Below are 12,909 nucleotides of genomic sequence, written 5' to 3'. Positions count from 1 at the left end.
CTTATTTTTTTACTTCTCAGAATTTAATTCAATTTTACGGTTCTTAATAATCAATTCCAGCTCTTCTAAGTCAGACAAAGTGGACTTATTTCGAATAAAACTCCTAGCAGATGACCTCATTGCAATATAATTTGCGCGCGTACGATTATTTCTGTGCCATTTCTCGTTGGCGCGTCTCTGTGCGTCAGTTAATACCATAATACTATCTCCCCTGCGTTTGATAATTCTCCACCAGCTATTATACCAAAAATCACTAAATAAACTTTTCATATATTATAATTATCTTTTACAAAATACGATAATTTATAGAATAATATGTGTGTATTTTTTGAATATCATTTTCTAGTTAATTCACTTTGGTTATATTTATATCGTGTCACTTATGGTCCAATCCAATGTCGTTGAATATTTTCCAGATGGAACTGCGGAATTAGCACCTTTTATGTGCAGCAATAGCCCTTTATCATCTGTCCACGAAATGGATGATATTGTTTCTCCGTCTTTAGAAACATAAATTGGAACATAACTTCCAGTTACCAGTGGCGTAAAATTATTATCTTTATCATCAGGATCATAGAATCTGAGTTCGCCTGGAAATTCTACATTACCGCTAGAAAGATTACTTCTTTGTTTAACGGAAACTGTCTGACTACCCTTGTCAGAATCACTTCTATCATCCTGAACTGACAATGCCGTTGAATCACCATTATTAACTCTATGTTTAATGACATCCTTATGAACAAATGAATTAATCGCACCAAAGTCTATATCCACAGGTATCAATGTAATTCCACCACCAGGTTCAACCGTATTGTTGAAATTGATCAGTTGCTCTTTACCATCAGCATTCACATATAGTGGATTACTAGAATTACCATTTTCATATCCACCTACACCCTTAAATGTTGGTGTAAAGGTAAAGTCACTCTGGTTATCATCTGTTACTGTTCCATTAAAAACAAGCTTGAAATTCGTATCATCGATTCCTTGCGGATCAAGATTGACATTATTTACAGTCAATAATTGTTTAGTACTGTCATCTGGATCCTCAGCTACACTTACATTGCTTGAATTAATTGCACTGACAACTCCATCATCATCTGTAAATTTGAAGCTATCAGCATCAATATCCATTACTTTGGGGATGGGAACTGTATAGATACCTTTTGAAATAGTTCCCGTATTCTCTCCGGTGTTGTCATAAGTTAAATTCAATTTGGCAGTATATTGAATCGAATCATCCTTTTTAACATTTTTAACAGCCAAATATTTGTTATCCGAGTCTTGAGAATCGCTATCGGTGTTAGTTAAGTTATGAATCTCGTTATCTAGCTTAACTTCCGGTAACTGTTCCGGTGTTGTTGGTGTTACTGATGGTTCAACGACATCTCCACCAAAATTAGTCACAAGTTGGCCAGTCTTAGTAGTAGGAAATAAAAGTCCGGATTTATAAGTATAATCCAATATTAATTCTGCATAGACACCATTCATGTATGGATATTCTATGGGACTATTCTGATCAAGCTGTTTATAAAACAAATACTCGGTATTTAAATCAGAAGAATCATAGCCGTTCAACACATCCGTTACATCATCTGATATAGCCGTTGGCTTTGTTTCGGCATTTCCCTTCAAACGATAATCTCTCTTCCAATGAAGCTTCAAACCAGTAATTTGGAAGTTTTTCAAATCGGTGGGAGAATATGCTTTCATGGATTCATATACTTCATCAAAAATATCCGGATCGATATTAAAATGCATCAAAGTATTCTCATCAGCATGCTGAATATAATCAGGTATATCCACAACTCCACCAAGTGACAGCATTAGACTTGCCGGCATGTTATTGGTTATTTGAGCCGTAATTTGCATATACCCACTTGACGTTAAACCCACGTTAGTACCTCTTACATCTGTATGAGATCCCACTAAAGTTGCTGTTTTATCAGAACTCATGGTAATTGAATCTCCAAATCCTGTAATTGTGGCCGTCTTACCGATCTTTGTCGATGATGCTGGACTGTCTGCACCTCTTTTAATTGTCCAGGTATTTACCGTTCCTGGAGCATTATGATTAATACTTTTTAAGGACACAGTTGCAGTGTTAGCAACGTTTATATCATTTTTGATTGTACTGAACAAATATCCGACATTTACTTCTATATAATAGCCGTTAACATTCACATCTCCAGTTGTGACTTTATTGTATATACTCAACGGAGAAATCAATGAATTCAATAGAGGCGTCTGATTAGTATCGGTTGTTTTATTTAGTGGTGAACTGAACTGTGTAACAACGTCTGCTGTTAGCTGTTGATTAGCTTGCCCAGTTATAGCCAACGCTTTTTTGGCATCTGCATTAGGTGTCAAAGATGAAGTGGTTTGTTCATTAGTTCCTTTGTCAATCGCAATTGGTGATCCAAAAGTGGCTGCTTCTGCGGTAATTGGCTGAATGAAACTACTTAACAATAGAGCGATTATTAGTATTCTACTCAAAAACAAATTATTAAATTTCATTTTGCTTTCCCTTCTCAACAAGTTACAAAAAATATAAAAAGAGACCATTCACAATATACATGCGATGATCTCTTAAATATAATTAATAACTAGCGTAAAGAGTTGCCCAGTTAGTTTTTATAGTCGTACTCTTAGAACCTTCTTTAAGAGTTATCTTTGCTTGATATTGTGTTCCATTATCTGAAGCAGTTGTATTAGCCGTTGTGTATGAAACGCTATTACTCTTACCTAAATATTCTGTTTTTGTTTTGCCTGGAGCTTTCTTATACCACTCGACCTTGATACGATTGTCGTTAATGACTCCTGTCGGACTATTCGTATCACCATGAAGTGTGAAAGTAACTGGTTGTAGATCGTAACCATTAGAATCCCAAATATTCAAAAACTTAGATGGTTCTGGCGTTGGGTCATTCAAGTAATATTGCAATTCAGTTCCTAAAGGTGCAGCGTTCACCTCAGTATTATTTTGAACAACAAACGTACCCAATGCTAAAGTAGAAAATAGCGTGACTAAACCTAGTTTCGCTGTTTTTCCCCTATTCATCATTTAACCTCCAAATATAATATCTTCTTCACAAATGAGTATACAATTTATCATATTATTGAATAAACCATATTTTATAATAAAGTTTTACGATATATGATATTTTATATACTATGTTATTTAGTTTTCAAACCTATAAAAAAGGTAATACTCACATAAGTCAAAAGTGTGTATTATCTTTTTTTAGTTATTTTTTGCTCACCTAATTAAAAGAAAGTCACTGTTTTCTTATATAAATAGCATAAATATACCATGACATTGTATATGCTACGTTCTTTTACTATAATTATTCGATATATATAAACTTATAATATTTATTTATCATTGATCAGTCTACTGAATGTCCATAGACGAAAACTTCAAATAAGTCTATTCTAATCTTTGGAGGTTAAATATATGGATAACACAATTAATAACGCACTAAAACGTAAATTATTCATCATCACGCTGTTATCAGGAACATTCACGATGTCGATCAGTCAGTCGTCTCTATCAACTGCCTACCCGACATTAATGAAGTTCTTCGGCGTAACTGCACCAACTATTCAATGGTTAACGACTGGCTTCATGTTGATCATGAGTATCATGATGCCAATCAGTCCTTGGCTTTTAAATAATATTTCATTCAAGAAGATATTTTTGAGCGTCGTAGGAATATTCGCCATTGGGACATTTATCATCATCATTGCCCAGAACTTCGCCATGGCAATGTTTGGTCGAGCACTCGAAGCCATCGGAGTAGGAATTCTCTTCCCATCGTTTCAATCGGTTCTTATGACTATCACACCTGAATCACAACGTGGCACTACCATGGGATTCGCCGGGTTAGTCATGGGTTCCGCCTTAGCATCTGGTCCAATCATTTCAGGTATAGTTTTGAATTTCTTGCAATGGCAAGGCTTGTTCGTCATCTTTCTACTAATAATGATAGTCATTTTCATTACTGGACTAATTTATATCAAAGACGTTATGCCTCGACACATGGTCAAACTAGATTCACTATCGATCGTGTACTTACTAGGAATCATCGGATTGCTATATGTTGTCAATCAGGCTGGTAGTCAACACAGTCTTTCCACCAATTTGATTATTTTATTAGTAATCAGTTTGATACTATCAGGATTGTTTATTCACCGACAATTGACCAAGGAAGAACCACTACTAGACCTCAAAGTTATGAGTAATTTCAACTTTGATCTATCGGTTCTATTGACTGGTTTCTCATACATCTCATTGATCGTTGTCACAATTATTTATCCGCTATATTATCAAAACATCTTACACACATCAGTCCTAGTGTCAGGTTTAGCACTAGTTCCACCAGCTATTCTCTTAAGTATTCTTAACCCACTAACTGGTAAATTAGCTGACAAAATTGGTTTCAAGAAAACTCTGATCTCTGGTATGTCGATGATCGTTATCGGTTGGGTATTATTGTTCGCATTAAATACCAAACTGGGAATATTACCAATGATTCTAATTGCCATGCTGATTGAAGGTGGAAATGCCTTCGTTATGATGCCAGCAACTACACTTGGTGGTAATTCACTACCCGAAAACTTAATTCCACACGGAACTGCCATAATTACAACCGTTCGTCAGCTATTAGGTTCATTGGGTGTTTCACTGGCAACATTGATCCTAGTTACAGCCAATCAAAATCACGGCTTACCCGCTAACTTAGGTTTGGTTGGATACCATTACGTATTCGGATTCTTCTGTGCAATGGCAATTATCGGTTTTGTTTTCGCATTGCTTATTAAGAATCATCAAAAGGGATAGCCTTTTTCCGCCTACGATAAAAAATTGAGCCTGCTGTGGGACCGATTTAAGCCTGAAAAACGTCTTAAATCTCGTTTTTGAACTCCGTAAAAATCACGGATTTCAAAAATCGTCCTGTGCTGTAAAAACGAGGAAATCACTCGTCTTAACACCACTATCACAGCTGGCCCATTTTTTTATCTCCGGCTAATTTTTAAATTCTTAAATAATCTACAGTTAATTTAAAATCTGCAAGACATTGTAACAATAGTAAGTACCATATTAAAACATACCTATACTCTTATATCTCAATCAAGACATACTCATCGGAGATTACAAAATATTATATCTGCAGTGAGGGTGGCTTTAGGACGGTGGTCTTACCGTTCTTACACCACGGACGAACTTGGAGATTTGCAAAGCAAAGCTTCAAGTCGAAATTCCAGACCACTCTTTGGCTGGAATCGGTCCCCACAGCAGGTATAATATTTCGTAATTGGAGACACAAAAAACTGCAACCACTCGGTCGCAGTTTTTGTGTTTAAGAAGTATAATTAATTCCTGGATTAATACTTATAGGGAGATCTTATGAATACTCAAAACCGCATCAATAAAAAGACTATTTCAGTTATTCTGCTATTCTTCATTTCAATAATTATTTGGATGATCTGGCAATTTCATCTCAATTATCTAATTGCAGGAAGTGACACTTTCTTTCACACACAGAGAATCTATGAAATCCGTCAAGCATTCATCAATGGCAATTTGCCGAATTGGCTGAACTTCAACACATTCTTCTCTGCCGGACAAGCAGTTAATGGAATGTACCCTGACTTCACTCTTTGGCCCTTCGTATTCGTAACTGACATGTTGTCACCGATTCACCAAATTATAGCCATCAAAGTTCTCATTGCAATTATGACCTTTGTTGTAACGTTCCTATCACTAAACAAGCGTTATACTAGTTTGAACTCCAGTATGGCTGCATTGATCTACACATACTCTGGTGCCGTTCTCCGTGGCGTAACTACTGAATTTCAGCCAGGAACATCAATTGTTCTAGCGTTTGCATTCCCATTAGTTTTTACCTTCAAAGATATTATTGAGAGCAAAAAAATAGACCACCTTCTAGCTATTAAAGTTGGTCTTCTAATGACTATTGTTATAAATTCTCACTTATTGAGTGCAATCGCTATTTCAATGATTGCCGGAGTATTCCTAATCGTTTGTTCTATTAAGAACAAGACGCTTGCTCCTTGGATCAATTTGATCCTGGCGGGAGTAATAGCGGTTATTCTGTGCTTACCATTGATTTATCGAGTTATGACCATCTCCAAAACTGGACTACTTCCACCATTTGGCAAGGGCAATATAATTGCTGACCCAATCACAGCTTTATTCACAACCATTAAATGGAATGCAAAAACTGCGTTTTCAACATTGTCATTAATCTTATTGTTAATGGTATTCATAGGATTAGATAAAAAAAGAATCAAGAATGTAATTCCTTGGTTACTACTCGAATCGTTATTAATAATTTTCAGCACTGACCTAACACCGTGGGCATTATTCAACCACATCCCTGTTATTAATAACTTCCAAGAATCAAGTTGGCGTTTTGCACTATTTCTAGGTATTTCCCCAATAATTATGTTGCTGGAGAATTTCAAAGAACAGACTAGCAAATACATCTTGTTGTTATTATCTGTTTTGTCACTATCAGCAGCTACACAAGTAACAACTAATTACATCTACAACCACGGCGAGACCTTATCCACAATGACCGGTTCCACGAAGAGCACATTATCAGCTAATACTGATACTAAATTAACCTCAAGTGGTATTACTAGTGAAAAGATAATGAGAACGTTGATTCCAGACTATGCGCCAGATAAAGTCGCCATGAACCCTAATTCCAATGGACAAGAACTTTCTTCCAGAGTTCAAGACAAACTTATCCATCATTCAGCAGATCAAGGTAACAAATCCATCAATCTGAATAAAGTGACTTCAACAACTGACAGTGTTACCTATCAAGCTAAAAAATTAAAACGAGGCAATATTGAACTTCCAATTTTTGGATATTCATCACTTAATTATCATGTGACCATTGCTGGTAAGAATGTCAAATGGACAACCGATAATAATGGATTCCTTACTATCAACAATCCTGCTAAAGTACATCAAGCAAATATTTCAGTAATAAGTAATCCACCACACATGTATCCTTACATGATCTGGATTTCATTCGTGTTGTTCGTTGCTATGACCGGATATGTCGTCTATATCAAATTTCATATTTAAACACAAAGTCAGATTCCATTTTTGGAGATCTGATTTTTTTTAACTAAAATTATTGACAACAATCTTCAAGATGGTATTATTATTTTCGAAATAGTGAGTGACCAGTCACTCATGATAAGCTTTTTCACGAGGAGATAATCATATGCAAACTGCAGCGATGAACTTGCAACATCTTGTTAAAAAATTTGGCAATCAAACGGTTCTAAAAGACGTTAATCTCAATGTCCGTGCAGGTGAAATTGTCGGATTGATTGGACCATCTGGTGCCGGTAAATCCACTGTGATCAAAACAACTTTGGGAATGGAAGTTGCTGATGGAGGATCTGCTACAGTCTTTGACACAACAATGCCCAACAGACAATTGCTTTCAAACATCGGCTACATGGCACAGACAGACGCCTTATATGATGCGCTTAGTGGCAAAGAGAATCTCATATTTTATGCACAAATGAAAGGTATTAGTAAATCCGAAATTAATAAGGAAACCGCATATGTTGCTAAGGTTGTCGACTTGACCGATAACTTAAATAAGCGAGTTAATAGCTATTCAGGTGGTATGATGAGACGATTGTCACTTGCAATTGCTTTACTAGGAAGTCCCAAACTTCTAGTTCTCGATGAACCAACAGTTGGTATCGACCCTGCCCTTCGTAGACAGGTTTGGAAAGAACTAAAGTCCATTCGTGACGAGGGACGAAGCATCCTTATTACAACTCACGTTATGGACGAGGCAGAATTATGCGACCGTGTAGCGCTATTATTAGATGGCAAAGTAATGGCGTTCGACAAACCAAACGCACTAAAACTGCAATACAATGTGGACACGATTGAAGACGTGTTCCTGAAAGCAGAAGGTGTTGAATAATGCGGACAATTGCAATTATGAAAAGAGTTCTAAAAGAACTTCTACGAGATAAGAGAACGTTGGCTTTGATGTTCTTTGCACCTATTTTAATTCTATTATTAATGAGTTTTATTTTTAATTCCAATGCAACTCCCAATGTAGATATTGCTACCATTAACCTACCTAATGCTTTGTATGACAATATTAATAATACAAAACATGTCGACACATACAAATACAGTACTAAAAAAGCAGCTAAAGAATCTTTAAATAATGGCAAAGTCGATGCTATTATTCAAAAGAAAGACAATAACTACGATCTAACTTACGCAAATACCGATTCAACCAAAACAACTGCTGTAAAAGCGGTCTTCAATGCCTCAATGACCAAAACAAATGTCAGTACAATGAAAAAGCAGCTCATTATAACGACCACCGCTTTAGCTAAGTTAACTGGTCAACCGGCTTCAACTTCAGCAAAGTCAGCAGCACCCAAAATTAATAATCACTATGTATATGGTAATAAAGACACTGGATTCTTCGACAAGATTTTGCCTATACTAATGGGATTCTTCGTATTTTTCTTCGTATTCCTAATCTCAGGTATGGCGCTACTGAAAGAACGCACAAGTGGAACCTTAGACAGATTACTAGCTACTCCCGTCAAACGTTCAGAAATTGTCTTTGGATACATGTTAAGTTATGGCATTCTTGCAATTATTCAGACGATTCTTATTGTTCTCGTTACTGTTTGGTTATTGGGAGTTGAAATAAAAGGCAATATCATATCGGTTATTGTCATCAATTTGATACTAGCCCTTGTTGCTCTAGCATTTGGTATCTTGTTATCGACTTTCGCAAAATCAGAGTTCCAAATGATGCAATTCATTCCTATCGTGGTTATTCCTCAAGTATTCTTCTCAGGAATCATTCCTTTGGACTCTATGGCACAATGGGTCAGTGATATTTCATACATCATCCCTATCAAGTACTCAGGTGATGCCGTCGCAGATATTATGATGCGCGGTTCCAGTATCTGGTCACTCGGACTAGATATCTCAGTTTTATTAGGAATTTTGGTGGTTCTCACGTGGTTAAATATCGTCGGCTTGAAACGCTATCGTAAAGTTTAAAAACATATAAAAGGACTAGAATCTGTATGGATTCTAGCCCTTTTACTTTCTAAACGAGTGGAAGAAACCAGATTTCTCTCACTCTCTATGTCTAAACTGCTTCTTCTGCCAACTGGTTCAGCTTACGTAATCTATGATTGATTCCCGACTTAGAAATAGCACCACTTGGTACCATTTCTCCGAGTTCTTTCAAGGTCACATCCGGATTTTCCAATCTCAAAAGTGCAATTTCTCGTAACTTAACTGGCAATGAATCTAAACCAATCGTACTTTGAAGATGCTTGATATTCTCAACTTGACGTTCAGATGCAGCGACTGTCTTGTTAATATTAGCGTTCTCGCAATTAACCAAACGATTAACTGAATTACGCATATCACGGACAATACGAATATCTTCAAATTTCAGCATGGCATTAGTTGCCCCAACAACTTGTAAGAAGTCGGCAATTTTTTCTGCTTCCTTCAAATAAACGATATATCCATTACGACGTTGTGTAACTCTGGCGTTCAAATTGAAATGATTCATCATTTGAGCGATACCAGTATTATGCGTTTCGTAGAGTGAATAAATTTCCAAGTGATATCTAGATGTCTCAGGATTATTCACACTTCCAGTTGCCAAAAAGGCACCACGTAAGTATGAACGCATTCTTTGATCTTCATCGAGGATATCTTCTGGTACATCAGTATTAATGGACAAACCTGTTTCATCCAAAATACCTAAGTCTTTCAAGACTTTATCAGTATCGTACTTTAATCGAACAAGATATTGATTGTTCTTCTTTAACTTCATCTTTTTACGAACCAATAGTTCTGATTCCATCCCATAGCGCAATTTAATGAGTGAAAAAATCCTACGAGCAATCGCAGGATTCTCTGTTTGCGCTGTTAGAACAAAATGATGGTTATACAAACTCAACGAACCATTCATTCTCAGCAAGGCTGATAGTTCTACTCGTGCATGTTCGGGATGAACCTCTAAACCAGTGAGTTCCTTCTTTACTTCACTTGCGTAAGAAGCCACTAGTGTCTCACCTCATTTTTTCTATTTCCTGATTGGAATGCCAAATTCAAGATTTCACGACCAATTTTCTTGCCATCGTGGAAAGCTCCCTTATCATGCAATGATAAGAAGTCATCTTGAATTACACGGCATCCCATTTTACGTAGTCGTTCAAAGTCTGGTTTGACCTGACTGACGTATTCATCGTATTTCTTATGATCCATATATCCTTCAGGTATAGGTCTTGTATTAACAAGAACTGTATCGACGATATTATCACCTAAATGTTCGTTCAAAACATTCACGTGGTCAGCATCAGTAAAGCCTTCGGTCTCACCGATTTGAGTCATAATATTACAAATATAAACTACTTCTGCTGGTGTCTGGCGAACTGCATCACCAAGATCACTGATCATCAAGTTAGGCAGAATACTTGTAAACAAGCTACCTGGCCCAAGTACCACAACATCAGCCTGCATAATCGATGCTATAACTGGCAATAACGATTGTGGTGTCTTGTCGGGATCATCTGAATTAGTCACCCAGACACGTTTAACGTGCTTACCTGAGTGAGTTATTTCATGTTCACCAGACAGTGTAGTGCCATCGGTGAATTCTGCATTCAACGTCAATTTGGTATTGCTGGCAGGATAAACCCGACCATCAACACGCATCATTTTGGACAGTTCTTGGACTGCGTCAAAAATATTAGGTGACATTTCAGATAATGCAGCGATGATCAAGTTTCCAATCGCATGACCAGAAAAGAAATCATCGTCACTGTTAAATCGATATTGGAACACATCCAAATCGACTTTTGGTAGATCTGAAAGGGAAGCTAAAACGTTACGAATGTCCCCAGGTGGCACAACGTTGATGTAATCTCTTAACACACCAGACGAACCACCATCATCGGCAACTGTCACAATAGCTGTGATATCAGCATCCTTATTTCTCAAACTATTTAATACAACTGGTAAACCAGTTCCCCCACCTATAACAACTACTTTTGGACGGCGTCCCTTAACAACACGAACTATCCTATTTGTTGGCATCTTCAATTACCTTCTTTTGCGATTTATCCATATCACGATGCGTAATATCGACGTAGTAGTTATCACGTAACTCTGTGCCTAGTCGTTGTGCAATGGCAACTGAACGGTGTTGACCACCGGTACAACCAATTGCAATCGTCAAACTAGTCTTTCCTTCTTTTTCATATCCAGGAATAATATCCTTCAATAAATCAGCTAATTTCTTATAAAAGTTCTCAGTTACAGGATCATCCATCACATAATCATAAACTGGCTTATCCATACCCGTTTGAGTCTTAAGACTATCAATATAGTAAGGATTCTTCAGGAATCTAACATCCATAACAATATCGGCATCTATCGGCAAGCCATACTTGAAACCAAATGACATGACTTCAATATGAAACGTTGGTGTACCCGTACTCTCTTGAAAATTATCAAATATTTCTTCACGGAGTTGTCTTGGAGTCAAATCAGTCGTATCAATTTCTACTTGAGCACGACTCTTGATCTCTGCGAGTAACTCACGCTCTTTGTGAATACCATCAAGCAAGCGACCTTCCATAGCTAGTGGATGACTACGGCGAGTTTCTTTATAACGAGAAACTAATTCCTCATCAGAAGCGTTCAAGAATAGAATTCGCATATCAACCTTTTGTTGCTTCTCTTGTTCGTCCTCATCCATTTGTGAAATCATTGAAAAAATTTCATCATAGAACGCACGTGAACGAATATCCACAACAAGTGCGACTTTTTTGATAGTTCCAGATTCATGAACTAACTCCCAGAACTTAGGAAGAAGATTGGGCGGCATATTATCAATACAAAAATACCCCAAATCTTCGAAAGACTGCATGGCGACAGTCTTACCAGCACCACTCATACCAGTTACGATTACTAAACTTTGCATGTCTTTTGACATAGTGCACCTCGCATTCAGATATAAGCATACCACAACATGCCTGGTGTGTCATTTTTAGGCAATAAAAAAAGCTCGACTAATATTAGCCGAGTTATATTTTCTAATCTTTATATCTTCTTAAATGAGAATAATCAATAACCAAGGAAATAAATCCGAATATTGCTGCGAATGATCCTGCCGCAATTAACATAGCTGGAGAAAACACAAATGACGCTAAATTAGCTCCTTCTCTAGCCATACTCATAGCAAAAAAAATACAATAAATTATCGTCACGAGTACTGTTCGACGAATATCTCGCTTCAAAATCATTCTTCTAACACTTTTGTAATTCATCGCTGACACATCAGTAATATGCAACTTCAACCGATGTATGGCGACAACTGTGTACATTCCACTCCCAAATATCAGAAACAAAAGATTTAACATTAAATAATTCTGTAAAAACCGGAAACTATTTCCAACAACAAACTCCGCTACAATTGTCGAAATCAATAAGTAATAGAACAATATCATGTACGCATTATTCCCAATACGATTCAATTCACTACGACGATACTCGTCTAATTCTCCATCAATTCCGTAAAAATACTTAATAGATTTAGTCGAAAAAGATTCCTTAGTCTTCATGACTTCATTCCTCCCAGAATAGTTGATTCAGATCAGTCCCCAAAGCCTTTGCTAATTTGATACACAAATCTAATGACGGATTATACTTGTCATTTTCAATCATATTGATTGTCTGACGTGCGACTCCTATTTCCGAAGCCAATTTAATCTGTGAAATCTTCAATTCCGTTCGATATTCTTTTACTCGGTTCATAAACTATGCCTCATGTGTCATATATA

At 36.7% G+C, this 12,909-nt stretch carries 12 protein-coding genes; 4 read left to right on the top strand and 8 right to left on the bottom strand.

The window, feature by feature from the left end:
- Nucleotides 1–9 precede the first annotated feature (9 nt).
- From EKM66_RS00800 to EKM66_RS00790, 3 genes are all read right to left on the bottom strand, one after another.
- On the bottom strand, nucleotides 10–198 hold the full coding sequence (locus EKM66_RS00800; protein WP_125760685.1) for a hypothetical protein: 189 nt from the start codon (nucleotides 196–198) through the stop codon (nucleotides 10–12).
- Nucleotides 199–366: 168 nt separating this feature from the next.
- Nucleotides 367–2,517, bottom strand: a complete 2,151-nt coding sequence (locus EKM66_RS00795; protein ID WP_125760683.1) for a hypothetical protein — start codon at nucleotides 2,515–2,517, stop codon at nucleotides 367–369.
- An 82-nt stretch (nucleotides 2,518–2,599) separates the two neighbouring features.
- Nucleotides 2,600–3,061: a hypothetical protein gene (locus EKM66_RS00790; RefSeq protein ID WP_125760681.1), complete on the bottom strand. Its 462-nt coding sequence runs from the start codon at nucleotides 3,059–3,061 to the stop codon at nucleotides 2,600–2,602.
- Between the two features lie 396 nt (nucleotides 3,062–3,457).
- On the opposite strand from EKM66_RS00790, the gene EKM66_RS00785 reads away from it, so the two are divergent.
- From EKM66_RS00785 to EKM66_RS00770, 4 genes are all read left to right on the top strand, one after another.
- The gene (locus EKM66_RS00785) at nucleotides 3,458–4,843 is read left to right on the top strand and encodes a DHA2 family efflux MFS transporter permease subunit (protein ID WP_125760679.1); all 1,386 of its coding nucleotides are present in this window, start codon (nucleotides 3,458–3,460) and stop codon (nucleotides 4,841–4,843) included.
- 567 nt (nucleotides 4,844–5,410) lie between these two features.
- On the top strand, nucleotides 5,411–7,126 hold the full coding sequence (locus EKM66_RS00780; protein WP_125760677.1) for a glycosyltransferase family protein: 1,716 nt from the start codon (nucleotides 5,411–5,413) through the stop codon (nucleotides 7,124–7,126).
- Nucleotides 7,127–7,268: 142 nt separating this feature from the next.
- Nucleotides 7,269–7,991 (top strand): ABC transporter ATP-binding protein, encoded by a 723-nt coding sequence (locus EKM66_RS00775; RefSeq protein ID WP_125760675.1) that lies wholly within the window; start codon nucleotides 7,269–7,271, stop codon nucleotides 7,989–7,991.
- Nucleotides 7,991–9,103, top strand: coding sequence for an ABC transporter permease (locus tag EKM66_RS00770; protein WP_125760673.1), 1,113 nt, complete (start codon nucleotides 7,991–7,993; stop codon nucleotides 9,101–9,103). The genes EKM66_RS00775 and EKM66_RS00770 overlap by 1 nt, the downstream gene beginning before the upstream one ends.
- Before the next feature lie 91 nt (nucleotides 9,104–9,194).
- On the opposite strand, the gene whiA is transcribed toward EKM66_RS00770, so the two are convergent.
- From whiA to EKM66_RS00745, 5 genes are all read right to left on the bottom strand, one after another.
- Complete coding sequence (gene whiA / locus EKM66_RS00765; RefSeq protein WP_125760671.1) at nucleotides 9,195–10,127, bottom strand: DNA-binding protein WhiA; 933 nt, start codon at nucleotides 10,125–10,127, stop codon at nucleotides 9,195–9,197.
- Nucleotides 10,127–11,161 carry a gluconeogenesis factor YvcK family protein gene (locus EKM66_RS00760; protein ID WP_125760669.1) on the bottom strand — a complete coding sequence of 345 codons (1,035 nt, stop codon included), beginning with the start codon at nucleotides 11,159–11,161 and terminating at the stop codon, nucleotides 10,127–10,129. Before EKM66_RS00760 ends, whiA begins: the two co-directional genes overlap by 1 nt.
- On the bottom strand, nucleotides 11,148–12,062 hold the full coding sequence (rapZ, locus tag EKM66_RS00755; RefSeq protein ID WP_125760667.1) for an RNase adapter RapZ: 915 nt from the start codon (nucleotides 12,060–12,062) through the stop codon (nucleotides 11,148–11,150). Before rapZ ends, EKM66_RS00760 begins: the two co-directional genes overlap by 14 nt.
- Before the next feature lie 100 nt (nucleotides 12,063–12,162).
- A complete protein-coding gene (locus tag EKM66_RS00750) occupies nucleotides 12,163–12,690 on the bottom strand; it encodes a DUF6773 family protein (RefSeq protein WP_125760665.1) in 528 nt (175 codons plus the stop codon).
- 4 nt (nucleotides 12,691–12,694) lie between these two features.
- Nucleotides 12,695–12,883, bottom strand: a complete 189-nt coding sequence (locus EKM66_RS00745; RefSeq protein ID WP_125760663.1) for a helix-turn-helix transcriptional regulator — start codon at nucleotides 12,881–12,883, stop codon at nucleotides 12,695–12,697.
- Nucleotides 12,884–12,909: the final 26 nt, after the last annotated feature.

The organism is Companilactobacillus hulinensis (assembly GCF_003946555.1).
GTDB classification, from domain to species: domain Bacteria; phylum Bacillota; class Bacilli; order Lactobacillales; family Lactobacillaceae; genus Companilactobacillus; species Companilactobacillus hulinensis.
This window is presented reverse-complemented; position numbering and strand designations above follow the sequence as displayed.

Coding starts and splice junctions, on each gene's coding strand:
- EKM66_RS00775 (WP_125760675.1), top strand. CDS start 7,269: ATGCAAACTGCAGCGATGAACTTGCAACATCTTGTTAAAAAATTTGGC.
- EKM66_RS00780 (WP_125760677.1), top strand. CDS start 5,411: ATGAATACTCAAAACCGCATCAATAAAAAGACTATTTCAGTTATTCTG.
- EKM66_RS00750 (WP_125760665.1), bottom strand. CDS start 12,690: ATGAAGACTAAGGAATCTTTTTCGACTAAATCTATTAAGTATTTTTAC.
- EKM66_RS00795 (WP_125760683.1), bottom strand. CDS start 2,517: ATGAAATTTAATAATTTGTTTTTGAGTAGAATACTAATAATCGCTCTA.
- EKM66_RS00790 (WP_125760681.1), bottom strand. CDS start 3,061: ATGAATAGGGGAAAAACAGCGAAACTAGGTTTAGTCACGCTATTTTCT.
- EKM66_RS00745 (WP_125760663.1), bottom strand. CDS start 12,883: ATGAACCGAGTAAAAGAATATCGAACGGAATTGAAGATTTCACAGATT.
- EKM66_RS00770 (WP_125760673.1), top strand. CDS start 7,991: ATGCGGACAATTGCAATTATGAAAAGAGTTCTAAAAGAACTTCTACGA.
- rapZ (WP_125760667.1), bottom strand. CDS start 12,062: ATGTCAAAAGACATGCAAAGTTTAGTAATCGTAACTGGTATGAGTGGT.
- EKM66_RS00785 (WP_125760679.1), top strand. CDS start 3,458: ATGGATAACACAATTAATAACGCACTAAAACGTAAATTATTCATCATC.
- EKM66_RS00760 (WP_125760669.1), bottom strand. CDS start 11,161: ATGCCAACAAATAGGATAGTTCGTGTTGTTAAGGGACGCCGTCCAAAA.
- EKM66_RS00800 (WP_125760685.1), bottom strand. CDS start 198: ATGGTATTAACTGACGCACAGAGACGCGCCAACGAGAAATGGCACAGA.